This is a genomic window from Aeromonas lusitana (assembly GCF_002812985.1).
Taxonomy (GTDB): domain Bacteria; phylum Pseudomonadota; class Gammaproteobacteria; order Enterobacterales; family Aeromonadaceae; genus Aeromonas; species Aeromonas lusitana.
Map to the genome: position 1 here is coordinate 1 of NZ_PGCP01000017.1, position 15718 is coordinate 15718.

The following is a 15718-nucleotide window of genomic DNA, read 5'->3' on the forward strand; positions in this document are numbered from 1 at the left end:
GTTACATGTCAAACACCACGTTGCCGAAGTAGTGGGCATCGTTGAGGGGAGAATAGGCACCGTTGATCTCCTTGACCGTGTTCTCCGGGCAGGTGAACTGGTGAACGGCGCCGCCTGAGGTGGCGTGGTTCAGGTTGATGGTATCCACATTGGCACTGCTCATGCGGCAGCTGTCATCCACCTGCAGAGGGCCGAAGTCGGCGCCATAGAAGTACTTGCCAGTCTTGGTGTTGCCGCCAGGTCCGGTGGCGTCCTTGTGGTTGATCCCCTCCCAGCGCTTGAGTTCGCTGCCGCTCTGGGCATCGATCACCACGAAGGGGCGGCTTGGCTCATCGCTCGCCGCGAGCCAGGAGACCAGGTAGACCAGGCGGGCCTGACCGGCCTCATCCTGCATCACGAACAGCTTGACCCGCTCGTTGCTGCCCTTGGCGCCGGCGCGTGCCTTGAGGGCCGCATCGGCCGGCGTGAGGGTGGCGGTGGGGCTGCTCAGATCCGCGTCGATCTGGCGCAGGATCTGGCCCGAGATCTGGCTTATCTGGCCACCGAGGGATTGCTCGGCCACCAGCACCTGACCCCAGACCGGGACGCCGTGCCAGGTCTGCTCATAGCGCACCCGCTGTTGGCCGTTGGGCAACTTGACGACCCGTACCTGACGGTAGTCCCCATCCCCGGCCAGGGCGCTGACCCCTGCGGCACCGCTCGGTACTCCCTGGATGCCGGCAACCTGATTCACTTCCACCTGTTCTGCCGCCATGGCGGCGCTTCCCCAGCAGGCCAGTACCACGGCCAAATAAACTTTGTTCATCTCGTCTTTCCTTAAGTCGATGAAGATTGTATTCCGGGTCTCTTTGCCCGGCGTTCCTACACTAGTGGTCCGGCCTGAAATTACTCCCTGTCATATGTGACAGAGCGGCACGAAGTGGTAGCAGGATCGACTTTTGCGATCGGTTTTAACTGCTTTTGTTTGTTGGATTGGTTGTTTATTCCGCAGGGGCTTGAGAATGACCATGTCCTAAAACCAGTGTCCAAATGGGCACATCCATATGGGGGTTGCCAGTCGGTGAGTCGGGCTGAAAGTCCTTGGCAGACAAGGGGTTGATTGACTACATTGGCCCCATGGTGGCTCATGGAGAGCGGCAAGGGAGGAAGAGAGATGTTTTCATGGCAACTGGATGATGAGCTGGCGCTCCTGTTCCTGCAGCCCGATATGGCCAGCGAGCTGTTTGGCCTGTGTCAGCGCAACCGTGACTACCTGACCCAGTGGCTGCCCTGGGTGCCCTATATCCAACAACCGGCCGATACCGCCACCTTCATCCGTCACGCCATCGAGAAGTTCGCCCGAGGTGAGGGGCTCACCACCGCCATCGAGTATCAGGGGGAGGTGGTCGGCGTCATCGGCTACAACCAGATCGATCAGGCGCTCGGCAAGGTCATCATCGGCTACTGGCTGGCGGAGCGCTGGCAGGGCAACGGCATCATCACCCGGGCCTGCCAGGCGATGATCCACCACGCCTTCGAGGAGATGGGGATGGAGAAGGTAGAGATCAGCGCTGCCACCGAGAACGACGGGAGCCGGGCCGTGTGCGAGCGGCTCGGCATGACCCAGGAAGGGGTTATCCGGCGAGCGGAGCGCTTGGCGGACAGGGTGGTGGATCACGTCCACTATGGCCTGCTGCGAGACGACTGGCTGCGCCAGCGGGAGCACGGATGACACTGCCCGTCATCACCACGGTCCGCACCCGGCTGACCGTGCTGACCCCGGAGCGGGCCTGCCTGATGCTGGATTTTTACCTGCGCAACCGCGAACACCTGCGCCCTTGGGAGCCGGTGCGGGACGAGAGCTTCTATACCCTGGACCATTGGCGCCAGCGCCTGCGGGACGGCTACAGCCAGTTCTTCGACGGCAGTGCCGTGCAGCTGGTCGCGCTCGATGAGAGCGGTGAGTGCGTGCTCGCCACCTGCAACTTCACCCACATCATGATGGGCATGTTCAAGGCCTGCCATCTCGGCTATGCCATCGACAAGGAGTACGAGGGGCAGGGGTTGATGCAGGAGGTGGTCGGTGCCGGCATCGGGTATCTGTTCAACGAGCTCGGTCTGCACCGCATCATGGCGAGCTACATGCCGGCCAATCTGCGCAGCGGCGCCCTGCTGGAACGGCTCGGCTTCGAGCGGGAGGGGTATGCCAGGGACTATCTGATGATCAACGGCCGCTGGGAGGACCATGTCCTGACCGCGCTGATCAATCCGGCGGTCTGAGCAGGGGCAAGGTTCAGTTCGTATCATGGCGAGCTATGTGGCTATCAGCGCAATCTACGCAGCGGCGCTTTGCTCGAGCGGCTTGGCTTCGAGCGGGAGGGGTATGCCAGGGACTATCTTCAACGGCCGTTGGGAGGACCATGTCCTGACCGCGCTGATCGATCCTGACGTCCAGGATTGAGGAACGGTCTCATCTGGTCACACCAGATGTGATTCGGGCAGCCTTTTCGCGATAAGATTGCGCTATCGGTGCGCATCTCATACCCCTGCTTCGAAAAGCGTGTAAAATTGCGCCCTGAATTTTCCCGGCCAGCAGCTGTTGGCCGCGCCTCCTTACTTGCAAGGCTGACATTGTGACAGAAGTAGACAGATTCGCGGACATTCGCCCCTATCGCGATGATGAAGTACCGGCCGCCATCGAACGACTGATCCAGGATGATGAGTTTATCGGTGCCATCGCCAAATATCGTTTCGGCTCCCTGATGAGCTGGCTGGGCTGGGCCATCCGCCCGCTGATCCGCCAGTTCCTGCGCCGCAAGTGGTCCAAGGTCACCACCGTGCGTCAGGTGCAGCTTGGGGTCACCCGCTACATGAGCCGGATGATTGCCACCTCTACCCAGGGTGTGACCTTCTCCGGCATCGAGCACCTGAAGAAGGAGCAGGGCTACCTGTTTGTCTCGAACCACAGGGACATCGCCATGGATCCCGCCTTCGTCAACTGGGGGTTGCACACCCACGGTTTCGACACGGTGCGCATCGCCATCGGTGACAATCTGCTGCGCAAACCCTGCGCCACCGAGCTGATGAAACTCAACAAGAGCTTCATCGTCAAGCGCTCCGCCAAGGGGCCGCGGGAGATGATGAAGGCCCTCGGCGAGCTGTCGGCCTATATCGGCCAGTCGGTGCACGAGGGTCACTCCATCTGGATCGCCCAGAAGGAAGGGCGCGCCAAGAACGGTGACGACAAGACGGATCCGGCCATCCTCAAGATGTTCTACGTGGACGGCAAGAAGCAGAAGGTTCCGTTCGTCGACTACATGCGCAGCCTGAACATAGTGCCGGTCAGCATCAGCTACGAGGTGGATCCCACCGACAAGGCGAAGGCGCGGGAGCTGTACGAAAAATCCGTCAACGGCAGCTACGAGAAGGGCGAGTTCGAGGACATCGAGAGTATCGTCGCCGGCATCGTCGGCCAGAAGGGGCGGGTACATGTCTCCTTCGGCGCCCCTATTACCGACGGCTTCAGCGATCCGGACGAGCTCGCCGCCCTGATCGACAAGGCCATCTGGGGCAGCTATCGCCTCTTCCCCGGCAACTATCTGGCGGCTGATGTGCCTGGCAAGGCCAGCACCATAGAGCAGACCGCCTTCCTGACTCGCCAGTCAGAGGTGCCGGATGAGCACAAGGCTATCTGGCGTGCCATGTACGCCAAACCGGTGGAGAACGCCGAAAAGGCTTGAATGAAACCGGTTGGGTAGAAAAAAACGGGAGCAGATGCTCCCGTTTTTGCGTCTGGTCAAAGTCGGCGGCATTTCGCTAGTGAATAATATTGTTTCAGCTGGTACGATCATCTGGTGAATGAGCGGGTATCTCTTGGCAAGGAACGAGCGACTGTGCAACAGTGACGCGGCGCCGACGAGATGACCTATGCTCTTCTTCAGTCTGCATGGATGGCAGACGGCGCTAGACAAGGACCTTTGACGGGTCCTTTTTCATTGGCAGACGAAGATAGACGACGAATACACCTAAGGATGCGCATCTGATGATCACCGGCAGTCTGGATACCTTGCACCGCACCCTCTTGCCCGCGCCCTTGGCCCGCATCATGGCCGAGGTGGTGAAGGACGTGGCCCACTGGCGGGACGCCCCCCTCGGCAAGACAGAGATCGATGGCCTCAGGCTGTTCTGTCTGGTGAGCGAGGAGCTGACCGAGCCGGTTGCCGCACGCCGTGGTGAGTTTCATGAGCAGTATCTGGACATCCAGCTGCTGCTCTCTGGTGAGGAGTGGATCGGGGTAGGCCCTCATGCCTACGAGCGCGAAGGCGCCGATCATCCTTATCCCGATCTCTGGTTCGTCGATGACGAACAGACCAGTTATCTGGCGTTGCAGCCCGGCGACTTCGCCATCTTCTCTCCGGGAGAACTGCATCGCCCTCTCTGCACCCTGACCACCCCCGCGAAGGTGAAGAAGTTGGTGGTCAAGGTTCATAAGGACCTGCTGGCAGGCCTGTAGCCGTCAGCAGCGCGGGGCCCCGCCCGAGGCGAGACATGCAGGATGCATGCGGGCTTGCCTCGCGTTAAAGATGCCATAAGTGTGCCGCGCCCCCGGGGCCCGCACCGACGAATTGAAAAATTGGACGCACTTTCCTGCGACCATAAGCCCCCGGCAGGGGAATCCCATCCATGTTGGATGACACGACACTGTCGGCGTAACGCCGAAGCACAGGAAGATGTAGAACATGAGCAAGTTGGTATTGATCCTTAACTGCGGTAGCTCTTCCCTGAAATTTGCCGTAATGGACGCCGAAACGGGTGAGGACAAGCTGTCCGGCCTGGCCGAATGCTTCAATCTGGATGATGCACGTATCAAATGGAAACTCCACGGGGTCAAGGGTGAAGCCATGCTGGGAGCGGGTGCCGCTCACCAGGCCGCCCTCGATCACATCGTGGGTCAGATCCTGCCCCAGGATCCTTCTCTTGCCGAGCAGCTGGTCGCCATCGGCCACCGCATCGTGCACGGCGGCGAGCAGTTCTCCCGCTCCGTACGCATCGATGATGGCGTGATCGCCGGCATCGAGGCCGCCATTCCGTTCGCGCCCCTGCACAACCCGGCCCACCTCATCGGCATCCGTGCCGCCTTGAAGGTGTTCCCGGCCCTGGCCGAGAAGAACGTGGCCGTGTTCGACACCGCCTTCCACCAGACCCTGCCGCAAGAGGCCTACCTCTACGCGCTGCCCTACAAGCTGTATGAAGAGCACGGCATCCGTCGCTACGGCGCCCACGGCACCTCCCACCGCTTCATCGCCGAAGAGACCGCCAAGGCACTGGGCAAGCCGCTGGCTGAGCTCAACATGATCAACTGCCACCTGGGCAACGGTGCCTCCGTCTGCGCTATTCGCAACGGTGAATCCGTCGATACCTCCATGGGGCTGACCCCGCTGGAAGGGCTGGCCATGGGCACCCGCAGCGGCGACATCGATCCGGCCATCGTGTTCTTCATGCACGACAACCTGGGTTACACGGTGGACGAGATCAACCACTGCCTGACCCGCGAGTCCGGCCTGTTGGGCATGACGGAGGCGAGCAGCGACTGCCGCTACGTCACCACCAACTACGCCACCGATGCCGGTGCCAAGCGTGCGCTGGACGTGTTCACCTACCGGGTGGCCAAGTACGTCGGTGCCTATGCCGCTGCCATGGACGGTCGTCTGGATGCCCTGGTGTTCACCGGTGGCATCGGCGAGAACGCCGCCATGGTACGCGAGATGGTGCTGGCCCGCCTGGCCCTGTTCGGTTTCAAGGTGGATAAAGAAGCGAACAACGCCGCCGTACTGGGTGGGGAAGGTCGCATCACCACGGCTGACAGCCCGCTGGCGCTGGTGATGCCCACCAACGAGGAACTGGTCATCGCTCGCGATGCCCTGAGCCTGGTTGGCTGATGCCATCTTGTTGAATCACAACGCCCGGCCCGTGCCGGGCGTTGTCGTTTTCGGCGACGGTTGATGGGTTTGTCATTTGACATGGCGGGCGAGACCAGTACCCTGACAGGCTGTTTCATGTAGTGGAGGTAGGGATGAAAGAGAGCTTTTTTCGCTGGCTGACGGAGATGGGGGTCGAGGTCACGAACCTGATGGCCCTGGTGATCGCCCTGGGATTCATCGTCCTGACTTCGTTGATGCTGCACCTGGTGCTGCACCGGGTGCTGCTGGTGCGCCTGGTGGGCTTGCTTGGCAAGGCCAAGCAGATGTGGCTGCCACCCCAGCTGCAAAAGCGGCTGTTCCACCGGCTCGCCTTCGTGTTGCAGGGGGCCGTGCTGCTCGGTCAGGCCGAGATCTGGCTGCCCCGCAACTCCGACAGCCTGATGTTGATCGAGATGGTGACCCAGCTCTGGATCTTGCTGTTCCTGCTGCTCTCCCTGTTCGCCCTGCTCGACTGCATGCTCTCCCTGAGCCGCAACACCCGGCTCGGGCGGGACTTGCCCCTGCGCGGCATCTTCCAGGGGGTGAAGCTGGTCGGCAGCATCCTGGTGGGCATCCTGATGATCGCCCTGCTGCTTGGCAAGTCACCGCTGATCCTGTTCAGCGGCCTGGGGGCCATGACAGCGGTCTTGATGTTGGTGTTCAAGGATCCCATCCTCGGCCTGGTGGCCGGCATCCAGCTCTCAGCCAACCGCATGCTGAGCGTGGGTGACTGGCTGCAGATGGACAAGTACGGTGCCGACGGCGAGGTGATCGACATAGGTCTCACCACGGTCAAGGTGTCTAACTGGGACAAGACCATCACCACCATTCCCACCTATGCGCTGATCTCGGATTCGTTCAAGAACTGGCAGGGGATGACGGAGTCCGGCGGCCGCCGCATCAAGCGCAGCGTCAACATCGACATGACCAGCGTGCGCTTCCTGACCCCGGAAGAGCAGCTGCAGCTCAAGCAGGCACAACTGTTGGCGCCCTACCTCAGCCGCAAGCAGCAGGAGCTGAGCGCCTACAACCAGCAGCTCAGCGATGCGCTCAACTGTCCCATCAATGGCCGCCACCTCACCAACCTCGGCACCCTGCGCGCCTATCTGGATGCCTACCTGAGGGCCAACGCCAACATTCGCAAGGACATGACCCTGATGGTGCGCCAGCTGGCGCCGACCAGCGAGGGGGTGCCGCTGGAGATTTATTGCTTCACGGCGACCACCGCCTGGGCCGACTATGAGGGAATACAGGCCGATATTTTCGACCACATATTCGCCATTATTGGACAGTTTCATCTGCGTTTGCATCAATCTCCAACAGGTTATGACATGCGTGCCTGGCAGAGGGAGACGGTCAGCCACGGCTAGGCCTGGCGGCGATAGGTCGTGGCTTAATATCCGTGTGCCCGTCGCCCCATTTGTCGGTTGAATTTTTACCCGCAGAGGAGAAAAATGGCCGCCTTCTCTTCGCCCGGGGATGGGGGTCCCATTCCCGGTCGGGCTCAGAGCCTTGCATCACCCCATTTATCACAGGAAAGTTATGAAGCTCCTCCACAACACTGCGGCTGCACTGTGCTGCAGCCTGATCCTGACCGCCATGCCTGCGCTTGCTGTCGAATATGCCCTGCCTGCGGCCAACAGCCGTCTGGTGGGCGAGAACACGGAATACGTGGTGCCGGCAGAAGAGGCGGGTCAGCCGCTGGAAGCGGTCGCGGCCAAGTTTCAGCTCGGTTTGACCAACATGCTGGAAGCGAACCCCAAGGCGGATCCCCTGCTGCTGCAGGCCGGTGAGAAGCTCATCGTGCCGCACCAGCTGATCCTGCCGGATGCCCCGCGTGAGGGCATTGTGCTGAACGTGGCCGAGATGCGCCTCTACTACTACCCCAAGGGTAAGAAGGTGGTGCAGGTGTTGCCCATCGGCATCGGCCAGCTCGGTACCGACACCCCGGAGAACTGGGTGACCAGCGTGCAGCGCAAGAAGGCGGGCCCGACCTGGACCCCGACAGCCAAGATGCACGCCGAGTACGCCGCTCGTGGCGAGACCCTGCCTGCGGTCTGGCCGGCCGGCCCGGACAACCCCATGGGGCTGTTCGCGCTCTACATCGGCAAGATGTACGCCATCCACGGCACCAATGCCCAGTTCGGCATCGGCCTGCGGGTGAGCCACGGCTGCGTGCGCCTGCGTAACGACGACATCGAGTACCTGTTCAAGCAGGTCCCGGTCGGTACCCGCGTCCAGTTCATCAACCAGCCGATCAAGGCCTCGGTCGAACCGGATGGCAACCGCTACCTGGAAGTGCATCAGCCCCTGTCCCGCAGTGAGGAGGAGTTCAACTCCAGCCTGCCGGCGCCCCTGCCCATGACCCCGGCCGTGACCCGCTTCCTGGCCCACGCCGACAGCGATTCCCAGCTGGTCAAACAGGCCCTGGAGCAACGCAGCGGCATGCCGATCGCCATCAATCGCTGATCTCTCAATCTGCAAAAAAAAAGCCTCGGCTCCGGCCGGGGCTTTTTTATAAAGGCGAGAAAGGCGCCGGTCAGGATAAGTCGTTGCTGCCGTGGCATAATATCCGGCTAATTCATCCTTGAGTGGTTACTTAGTTAGTTAGCAAACGGTTTCATTGTGTTTTTTATTTGTTAAAAACAGTTGAGCTTATGGGATCTGCTGATTACTCTATGCCGGTTTTTAAGGAAGAGCCCGTCGTCAGAACGGGTACACACGTCACATAACGGAGTTTTGAATGACAGCTAGCACCCCAATGCTTATCACCTTCCTGGTGTATATCCTGGGCATGGTGCTGATAGGTTTTGTCGCCTATCGCGCCACCCGCAACTTTGACGACTACATCCTCGGCGGCCGCCGCATGGGGAGCTGGGTCACCGCCCTCTCCGCCGGTGCCTCCGACATGAGTGGCTGGCTCTTGATGGGCCTGCCGGGCGCCGTCTTCATCGGCGGCATCTCGGAGAGCTGGATCGCCATCGGTCTGGTCATAGGTGCCTACTTCAACTGGCGCTGGGTTGCAGGCCGGCTGCGGGTTCATACCGAGAAGAACCGCAACGCCCTGACCCTGCCGGACTACTTCACCTACCGCTTCGAGGACAAGAGCCGGGTGCTGCGCATCCTCTCCGCCCTGGTGATCCTGCTGTTCTTCACCATCTACTGCGCCTCCGGCGTGGTGGCCGGTGCCCGCCTGTTTGAGAGCACCTTCGGCATGGATTACAGCACGGCCCTCTGGGTCGGTGCCGCGGCCACCATCACCTACACCTTCTTCGGTGGTTTCCTCGCGGTGAGCTGGACCGACACTGTGCAGGCTACCCTGATGATCTTCGCCCTGATCCTGACCCCGGTGTTTGTCATCATCGCCGTCGGCGGCATCGACACCGCCATGGTGCAGGTGGCGGCGCAGAGTGCCAGCAACCTCGACATGTTCAAGAATCTGGACTTCATCGCCATCATATCCCTGATGGCCTGGGGCCTGGGTTACTTCGGTCAGCCCCATATCCTGGCACGCTTCATGGCGGCGGATTCCCACCACTCCATGGCCAGCGCCCGTCGCATCAGCATGACCTGGATGGTGCTGTGTCTCGGCGGCGCCGTGGCCATCGGCTTCTTCGGTCTGGCCTACTTCAGCACCTTCACCGAGCAGGCCGCCGGCGTCACCGGTAACCCTGAGCGGGTCTTCATCGAGCTGTCCAAGATCCTGTTCAACCCCTGGGTCGCCGGTGTGCTGCTCTCCGCCATCCTGGCTGCGGTGATGAGTACCCTGAGCTGTCAGCTGCTGGTCTGCTCCAGCGCCATCACGGAAGATCTCTACAAGCCCTTCCTGCGCAAGAACGCCTCCCAGAAGGAGCTGGTCTGGGTCGGTCGTGCCATGGTGCTGCTGATCTCCCTCATCGCCATCGCGGTGGCCGTGAACCCGGAGAACCGGGTGCTGGGTCTGGTGAGCTACGCCTGGGCCGGTTTCGGTGCCGCCTTCGGTCCCGTGGTGCTGCTCTCCGTGCTCTGGTCACGGATGACCCGCAACGGCGCCCTGGCGGGCATGCTGGTCGGTGCCCTGACCGTCATCGTCTGGAAGCAGTTCGGCTGGCTTGGTCTGTATGAAATCATCCCGGGCTTCCTGCTCTCCGCCCTGTCGATTGTGGTGTTCAGCCTGCTGGACAAGGCCCCGTCCAAGGCCATGCTGGATCGCTTCGACGAGGCCGAGCGCGAGTTCAATACTCCCGCCAGCCTGGGTGAGCCCATCGCGGTGAAATGATGCCTGCGAGATAAGTCTCAGATAACAAAAGCCCCGCACTGCGGGGCTTTTTCATTTCACAAACCGGGGCTGGGATTATTCGTTGCTACCCTTGCCCGATTGTTGGCAAGAGAGGTTGGGCTGGCCGTAGCGTTCGAGCAGGGCCTCCTTGCCCTTGGTCCAGAGGCTGAGGTTTTGCCCCTCGTAGCGGGCGCCGCTGCCGGTGGGGACGCCATAGGCCAGCACCTGCTGATCGGTGCCCAGGTTGATGACGGTGGCGGGCAGCTTGCCGTCGTTGTAGAAGTAGGCGGTGAGGGCCAGATCCTTGCCGCACTGGTATAGCACGGGGGAGGGGACCACCAGCTGGCCTCCTTTGACCTGAAGCTCGGTGATGCGCATCTGGTAGCTCGACTCGATGCACTTGCCGGGGTCCGCATCCTTCCAGCACTCGTTGCGACCCTTGATCCAGCCGCGCTGCATCGCCTTCTCGGTCTTCGCCTGCTCGGGGGAGAAGTTGGCGATCGCCTTGGGATAGAGGGCGGCGAGCTCGTTATCCAACGTGGCCAGCCCGGCATCCTTGCAGATCAGCTGCTCGGCGCTGCTGTGGGCCTTGGCGCAGTCGAAGGAGGGGGCTGTGCCGGCCAGGGCCGGCAGGGAGAGGGGGAGAAGCAGCAGTGGGGCCAGCAGTCGTTTGTCCATGTTCAAGATTCCATCGGGTGGTGATGAGGCACTAGAACATAGAAACCCTACCTTGGCTAAGCCTTTATACGCGGGCCGAAGGGGATGGCGACAGCGGCTGTCATCAGGCCAGTGCCAGGCGCTGGCGGGCGCGCCACAGCCGCTCGTGGAAGAAGAAGACGACCGTATTGACGGCGGGCTCCAGCATGGCCATGACGCCGCCGGTGAGCAGCTCGCCACTCAGCAGGAAGGCGACGCCAAACGCCACCGAGAAGTGCACGACGGCGAAGCTGCTGGTCTTGGCCTGCAGGCTGTGATTGGGCTTGAACTTGTGCCAGGCAAGGTCGTGGAAGTAGAAGGCGACCGTGTTGACGGCGGGCTCGACGAGGGCGATCAAACTGGCGGTCAGCAGTTCACCGGTCAGCAGATAAGCCAGGGTGAAGGCGACGGCGAAGTGCAGGCAGGCGAAGCTGATGGTCTTGATCATGATGGTACTCCCTCTGGTGATGAGAAGAGTATGCCTCGGAAATCACCTAAGTGAAAACAATTCTCATTTATGGTTGTGATAGGAGAAACCTATCGGCTCGGCGATGACGGCCAGATGGGGGGTTGTTCGACGGGATCTGATCGCTAGACTGTTGTTTTTCCATGAAAAAGGATCTTTCATGAATATCAATGCAACCTTGGCGGGATACGTCATCCTGCTGCTGATGGTGATCGCCGGGTTTATCGCCTATCGGCTGGCCCGCCGCAAGATCGATCACCCAAAGCTCATCGCTACCCTCTGCGCCCTGCTCTGCCTGTTCCCGCCCATGGCGCTGCTGGCGTTACTGATCCTGGCCCTGTGGCGGGACAAGCCGGCGCTCCAGTCATAGGTATCAGTAAGGGAGTGCCAGATAATATTGCGCCACTAAAAAAGCCCCGCAAGGGGCCTTTTTACATGAGGATAAGGTGCTTATTCCTCAATCTTGTTCAGCCACTCCACCCTGTATTGGGCGCCGGCGCCCTGAGCCAGCTTGGCGCACAGGGGCTTCAAGAAAGCCTCGATCTGCTCGGCCAGCATCCAGGGAGGGCTGATGATCAGCATGCCTGAGCCGTTCATGCCCCAATCTGCGGTCTGGCCGGCCACTTCCAGCTCGGCCACCAGCACGTTGCCGAAGTTTTCCCGCTTGATGGCTTTGAGCATATCGCGGGACTTGTCCGCCTCCTGCCCCAGGATGGGATACCAGAGCGCATAGATGCCGGTTGCCCAGCGCTTCTGCGCTTTTTTCAGGGTATCGACCACGGCAAAGTAGTCTTCTTTCAGCTCATAGGGGGGGTCGATCAGCACCAGGCCGCGGCGGGGGGTCGGCGGCAGCAGGGCGATCAGCCCCTCGAAACCATCGCGGTGGTGCACGGCGACACGAGGGTCGTAACCCATGTTGGCACGCAGGTCTTCCACCTCGTTGTTGTGCAGCTCCATCAGCGCCAGCTTGTCCTGCTCGCGCAGCAGACGGCGTGACAGCTCGGGGGAGCCCGGGTAGTAGTGCAGCTCGCCGCTCGCATTCATCTCCTCGATGACGGCGAGATAGGGGGCCATGGTGGCCCAATCGGCCCGCTCATCCCACAGCCGGCCTATGCCATCGGCATACTCCGCTTTCTTCTGGGACCAGTCACCGCGCAGGTCGTAGAGACCGCCGCCGGCATGGGTATCCAGCACGATGAAGGGTTTCTCCTTCTTCTTGAGGGACTCGATGATCAGGGCCTGGACGGCGTGTTTGAGCACGTCGGCGTGGTTGCCGGCGTGAAAGGCGTGGCGATAACTCAGCATATTAGGTCTCTGAGGGGGCCCTGCTGGGCCCCCAGTAACGATAGATAGTTCAACAGGTTGTGGCTCTCTCCCCGGCGAAGGGGGAGGGCGCGCAGGGTCTGCAGCAAGACGCCTTGCTGCAACCGTTCCAGTTCCAGCTCGTGGGCCAGCATGCTCTGGTACTCGGCCTCATCGAGCCGCGACTTGGCGCTCGCACGCAAGGCGCGCCAGGGCACCAACACGGCCTCGGTATGGGTGAGGGCGGGTTTTAGATCGAGGAGACTGACCGGGATGCCGTCCTGATCCAGCCGGTGCAGCAGCAGGGCCAGGTTGACGTTGCCGCCGAGTGTCTGCACCTCGAGCCAGTCCTGGCTGCGCTGGCCGTAATGCTTGCCGCTCCAGTGCCAGAACTCGACGGGGCTCGGCAGCTCGTGGCTGGCGATCCTTTCGTCCGTCATGGTCGCTGTGTCACGCAAAGAAGGCTTGCTCCTGGGTTTCCAGCTCCTCGGAGAGGCTCATCCATTCGAGCTCCACCCCTTCCAGCTCATCCTTGATGGGGCCCTGGGATTTGAGCAGCTCGGAGAGCTTGGTCTTGGCGCTCTCCTCGTAGATGGCGGGATCCGCCAACTGCTCCTCGACCGCGCCGAGCTTGAGCTGCAGTTTCGTCATGCTGGCCTCGAGCTTCTCGAGCTTTTGACGCAGCGGCCGGGTCGCTTGCCGGAACTCAGCCTCGCGCCGCTTCTGATCCTTGCGGGCGATGGCAGAGTTGGCGGAGACGGGGCCGTCACTTGGTTTGGCGTTGGCCTCTTTTTCTTGCTCGTTCAGCCACTTGTGGTAGTCGTCGAGATCCCCGTCAAAGGGCTCGACCCGGCCACCATGTACCAGATAGAAGTCATCCGTGGTGGTGCGCAGCAAGTGCCGGTCGTGAGAGACCACCACCATGGCGCCTTCGAAGCCTTGCAGCGCCATGGTCAGGGCGTGGCGCATCTCCAGATCCAGGTGGTTGGTCGGTTCATCCAGGAGCAGCAGGTTGGGCTTTTGCCAGGTGATGAGGGCCAGCACCAGGCGGGCCTTCTCGCCACCAGAAAACGGCGCCACCTTGTCCAGGGCCTTGTCACCGTGGAAGCCGAAGCTGCCGAGGTAGTTGCGCAGCTCCTGCTCTGGCTTGTCCGGCGCGAGGCGGGCCAGGTGATCCAGCGGAGTGTCATCGAGGCGCAGGGTCTCGAGCTGGTGCTGGGCGAAGTAGCCGATGCTGACGCCGGCGCTCACCTCCAGCTTGCCCGACAGGGGCGGGTTGCTGCCCGACAGCATCTTGATGAAGGTGGATTTACCGGCGCCGTTGCGCCCCAGCAGGCCGATGCGTGAGCCCGGTACCAGGTTGAGTTTGATCTTCTCCAGGATCACCTTGTCGCCGTATCCGGCGCTGAGGTTTTCCATGGCGATGAGCGGGGTCGGCAGGGCCGAGGGCTCGCGAAACTCGAAGCTGAATTCGGAGTCGGCGTGGGCCGGCAGGATCTTCTCCATCCGCTCCATGGCTTTGAGGCGGCTCTGGGCCTGACGGGCCTTGGAGGCCTTGTAGCGGAAGCGGTCCACATAGTCCTGCATGTGGGACATTTCCCGCTGCTGCTTCTCGTACATGGATTGCTGCTGGGCGAGCTGTTCGGCCCGCTGCAGTTCGAAGTCCGAGTAGCCGCCCGTGTATTCGTTGAGCTTGCCGTTCTCGATATGGATGATGCGGTTGATGACAGAATCGAGGAAGTCGCGGTCGTGAGAGATAAGGACGAGTGTGCCCTGATAGCCCTTGAGCCACTTCTCCAGCCAGATGACGGCGTCCAAGTCCAGGTGGTTGGTCGGTTCATCGAGCAGCAGCAGGTCGGAGCGGCACAGCAGGGCCTGGGCCAGGTTCAGGCGCATGCGCCAGCCACCGGAGAAGCTGCGCACCGGCGAGGCGAGCTGGTCGCCGCCAAAGCCGAGGCCGTGCAGCAGCTCGGCGGCGCGGGCACGGATGCTGTAGGCGCCTATGGTGTCGAGCTTGCCGTGCAGCTCGGCGACCAACAGGCCATTGTCATCCTGCTCGGCCTGAGCGAGCTGGGCTTCCAGGGCGCGGAACTCCTTGTCGCCGTCGATCACATACTCGAGGGCCGAGCAGTCCAGCGCCGGTGTCTCCTGGGCGACCCCGGCGATTTGCCAGCCGGCGGGCAGGCTGAAGCTGCCGTTGTCGATGGCCAGCTCGCCCCGCACCAGTGCAAAGAAGGTGGACTTGCCACAGCCGTTCTTGCCCACCAGACCCACCTTGTGGCCGGGATGTATGGTGCAGGAGGCGTCGTCCAGCAGCTTGCGGCCGCCGCGGATCAGTTCGATTTGACTGGCAACTATCATGGATTGGGTCTGCTTGGCTCAAATGAAGGGGAGAAACTGGCGCGGATTTTACGTGAAATGGCACGAATTTGCACTGGAGGCGAGGGGAGCCGACTGGCTGCGGGTAGAAAAACGTGCCATAACAGTGACATCAGTAAGGGGCAGGAGGCTGGCATGCTGATTAAAGAGATCATGACGACCCGGATCGCGACCGTTTCCATGGACGACAGGCTCAACGTCATCAAGGAGATCTTCGAGCAGGCCCACTTCCGTCATCTGCTGGTGGTGGAAGAGGAGGCGCTGGTCGGGGTCATCTCGGACCGAGACATGCTGCGCGCCATCAGCCCCTATCTCGACACGGACGCCGAGATGAACCGGGACACAGAAACCCTCAACCGGCGCGCCCATCAGGTAATGAGCCGTCAGCTCGTCACCATAGCGCCGGATCAGACCCTGCAGGCGGCCACCACGCTGATGCTGGAGAGGAATGTCTCCTGCCTGCCGGTGCTGGAAAACGGCGCCCTGGTCGGCATCGTCAGCTGGAAGGACCTGCTGAGGGTCATGCAGACCTGGACTCCGGCCTGAGGGCGTGCCCGCAGGATCCCGGGGCCTGACGACCGGCGAAGGAGGTGTTTTTATCGCCACCGGGATGCTATCATCGCCCATATAAACGCCTGCCTTGTTCATCATTTATTCATACTTAATTCCGACAAATCA

General features: G+C 61.5%; 15 protein-coding genes and 2 pseudogenes. 11 read left to right on the forward strand and 6 right to left on the reverse strand.

Annotated elements, in window-relative coordinates; translation table 11 throughout:
• Nucleotides 1–4: 4 nt before the first annotated feature.
• A pseudogene (locus CUC44_RS11585) lies at nucleotides 5–805 on the reverse strand (hemagglutinin); the annotation flags it as partial.
• A gap of 348 nt (nucleotides 806–1153) precedes the next feature.
• Between CUC44_RS11585 and CUC44_RS11590 the strand changes: the two are divergent.
• From CUC44_RS11590 to putP, 9 genes and pseudogenes are all read left to right on the forward strand, one after another.
• Entirely contained in the window at nucleotides 1154–1711 is a 558-nt protein-coding gene (locus CUC44_RS11590) for a GNAT family N-acetyltransferase (RefSeq protein ID WP_100860115.1), read from the forward strand.
• Nucleotides 1708–2259 carry a GNAT family N-acetyltransferase gene (locus CUC44_RS11595; protein ID WP_100860116.1) on the forward strand — a complete coding sequence of 184 codons (552 nt, stop codon included), beginning with the start codon at nucleotides 1708–1710 and terminating at the stop codon, nucleotides 2257–2259. Before CUC44_RS11590 ends, CUC44_RS11595 begins: the two co-directional genes overlap by 4 nt.
• 51 nt (nucleotides 2260–2310) lie before the next feature.
• A pseudogene (locus tag CUC44_RS21285) lies at nucleotides 2311–2440 on the forward strand (30S ribosomal protein S5 alanine N-acetyltransferase); the annotation flags it as partial.
• Between the two features lie 172 nt (nucleotides 2441–2612).
• Nucleotides 2613–3719, forward strand: a complete 1107-nt coding sequence (locus tag CUC44_RS11605; RefSeq protein ID WP_100860117.1) for a 1-acyl-sn-glycerol-3-phosphate acyltransferase — start codon at nucleotides 2613–2615, stop codon at nucleotides 3717–3719.
• Between the two features lie 302 nt (nucleotides 3720–4021).
• Nucleotides 4022–4492 carry a NanQ anomerase/TabA/YiaL family protein gene (locus CUC44_RS11610; RefSeq protein ID WP_100860118.1) on the forward strand — a complete coding sequence of 157 codons (471 nt, stop codon included), beginning with the start codon at nucleotides 4022–4024 and terminating at the stop codon, nucleotides 4490–4492.
• A gap of 226 nt (nucleotides 4493–4718) precedes the next feature.
• Nucleotides 4719–5918, forward strand: coding sequence for an acetate kinase (locus tag CUC44_RS11615; protein ID WP_100860119.1), 1200 nt, complete (start codon nucleotides 4719–4721; stop codon nucleotides 5916–5918).
• Between the two features lie 134 nt (nucleotides 5919–6052).
• Nucleotides 6053–7309, forward strand: a complete 1257-nt coding sequence (locus tag CUC44_RS11620) for a mechanosensitive ion channel family protein (RefSeq protein ID WP_100860120.1) — start codon at nucleotides 6053–6055, stop codon at nucleotides 7307–7309.
• A gap of 172 nt (nucleotides 7310–7481) precedes the next feature.
• A complete protein-coding gene (locus CUC44_RS11625) occupies nucleotides 7482–8408 on the forward strand; it encodes a L,D-transpeptidase family protein (protein WP_157812780.1) in 927 nt (308 codons plus the stop codon).
• A 274-nt stretch (nucleotides 8409–8682) separates the two neighbouring features.
• Nucleotides 8683–10197, forward strand: coding sequence for a sodium/proline symporter PutP (putP, locus tag CUC44_RS11630; protein WP_100860122.1), 1515 nt, complete (start codon nucleotides 8683–8685; stop codon nucleotides 10195–10197).
• 75 nt (nucleotides 10198–10272) lie between these two features.
• Here putP and CUC44_RS11635 read toward each other — a convergent pair whose 3' ends face one another.
• Together CUC44_RS11635 and CUC44_RS11640 are read right to left on the reverse strand one after the other, a co-directional pair.
• Nucleotides 10273–10875 carry an MliC family protein gene (locus CUC44_RS11635; protein WP_100860123.1) on the reverse strand — a complete coding sequence of 201 codons (603 nt, stop codon included), beginning with the start codon at nucleotides 10873–10875 and terminating at the stop codon, nucleotides 10273–10275.
• Nucleotides 10876–10978: 103 nt separating this feature from the next.
• Entirely contained in the window at nucleotides 10979–11341 is a 363-nt protein-coding gene (locus CUC44_RS11640) for a DUF2061 domain-containing protein (protein WP_100860124.1), read from the reverse strand.
• 178 nt (nucleotides 11342–11519) lie between these two features.
• Here CUC44_RS11640 and CUC44_RS11645 point away from each other — a divergent pair, with 178 nt between their 5' ends.
• A complete protein-coding gene (locus CUC44_RS11645) occupies nucleotides 11520–11729 on the forward strand; it encodes a hypothetical protein (RefSeq protein WP_100860125.1) in 210 nt (69 codons plus the stop codon).
• 80 nt (nucleotides 11730–11809) lie between these two features.
• On the opposite strand, the gene CUC44_RS11650 is transcribed toward CUC44_RS11645, so the two are convergent.
• From CUC44_RS11650 to CUC44_RS11660, 3 genes are read right to left on the reverse strand one after another with little or no spacing between them, the layout of a single operon-like run.
• Nucleotides 11810–12664 (reverse strand): 23S rRNA (adenine(2030)-N(6))-methyltransferase RlmJ, encoded by an 855-nt coding sequence (locus tag CUC44_RS11650; protein ID WP_100860126.1) that lies wholly within the window; start codon nucleotides 12662–12664, stop codon nucleotides 11810–11812.
• Complete coding sequence (locus CUC44_RS11655; RefSeq protein ID WP_208621062.1) at nucleotides 12658–13119, reverse strand: DUF2390 domain-containing protein; 462 nt, start codon at nucleotides 13117–13119, stop codon at nucleotides 12658–12660. Before CUC44_RS11655 ends, CUC44_RS11650 begins: the two co-directional genes overlap by 7 nt.
• Nucleotides 13112–15022, reverse strand: a complete 1911-nt coding sequence (locus tag CUC44_RS11660) for an ABC transporter ATP-binding protein (protein ID WP_100860128.1) — start codon at nucleotides 15020–15022, stop codon at nucleotides 13112–13114. The genes CUC44_RS11655 and CUC44_RS11660 overlap by 8 nt, the downstream gene beginning before the upstream one ends.
• Before the next feature lie 153 nt (nucleotides 15023–15175).
• On the opposite strand from CUC44_RS11660, the gene CUC44_RS11665 reads away from it, so the two are divergent.
• Entirely contained in the window at nucleotides 15176–15586 is a 411-nt protein-coding gene (locus CUC44_RS11665; RefSeq protein ID WP_100860129.1) for a CBS domain-containing protein, read from the forward strand.
• Nucleotides 15587–15718 lie beyond the last annotated feature (132 nt).

Coding starts and splice junctions, on each gene's coding strand:
- CUC44_RS11590 (WP_100860115.1), top strand. CDS start 1,154: ATGTTTTCATGGCAACTGGATGATGAGCTGGCGCTCCTGTTCCTGCAG.
- putP (WP_100860122.1), top strand. CDS start 8,683: ATGACAGCTAGCACCCCAATGCTTATCACCTTCCTGGTGTATATCCTG.
- CUC44_RS11660 (WP_100860128.1), bottom strand. CDS start 15,022: ATGATAGTTGCCAGTCAAATCGAACTGATCCGCGGCGGCCGCAAGCTG.
- CUC44_RS11635 (WP_100860123.1), bottom strand. CDS start 10,875: ATGGACAAACGACTGCTGGCCCCACTGCTGCTTCTCCCCCTCTCCCTG.
- CUC44_RS11610 (WP_100860118.1), top strand. CDS start 4,022: ATGATCACCGGCAGTCTGGATACCTTGCACCGCACCCTCTTGCCCGCG.
- CUC44_RS11595 (WP_100860116.1), top strand. CDS start 1,708: ATGACACTGCCCGTCATCACCACGGTCCGCACCCGGCTGACCGTGCTG.
- CUC44_RS11625 (WP_157812780.1), top strand. CDS start 7,482: ATGAAGCTCCTCCACAACACTGCGGCTGCACTGTGCTGCAGCCTGATC.
- CUC44_RS11615 (WP_100860119.1), top strand. CDS start 4,719: ATGAGCAAGTTGGTATTGATCCTTAACTGCGGTAGCTCTTCCCTGAAA.
- CUC44_RS11645 (WP_100860125.1), top strand. CDS start 11,520: ATGAATATCAATGCAACCTTGGCGGGATACGTCATCCTGCTGCTGATG.
- CUC44_RS11620 (WP_100860120.1), top strand. CDS start 6,053: ATGAAAGAGAGCTTTTTTCGCTGGCTGACGGAGATGGGGGTCGAGGTC.
- CUC44_RS11665 (WP_100860129.1), top strand. CDS start 15,176: ATGCTGATTAAAGAGATCATGACGACCCGGATCGCGACCGTTTCCATG.
- CUC44_RS11650 (WP_100860126.1), bottom strand. CDS start 12,664: ATGCTGAGTTATCGCCACGCCTTTCACGCCGGCAACCACGCCGACGTG.
- CUC44_RS11640 (WP_100860124.1), bottom strand. CDS start 11,341: ATGATCAAGACCATCAGCTTCGCCTGCCTGCACTTCGCCGTCGCCTTC.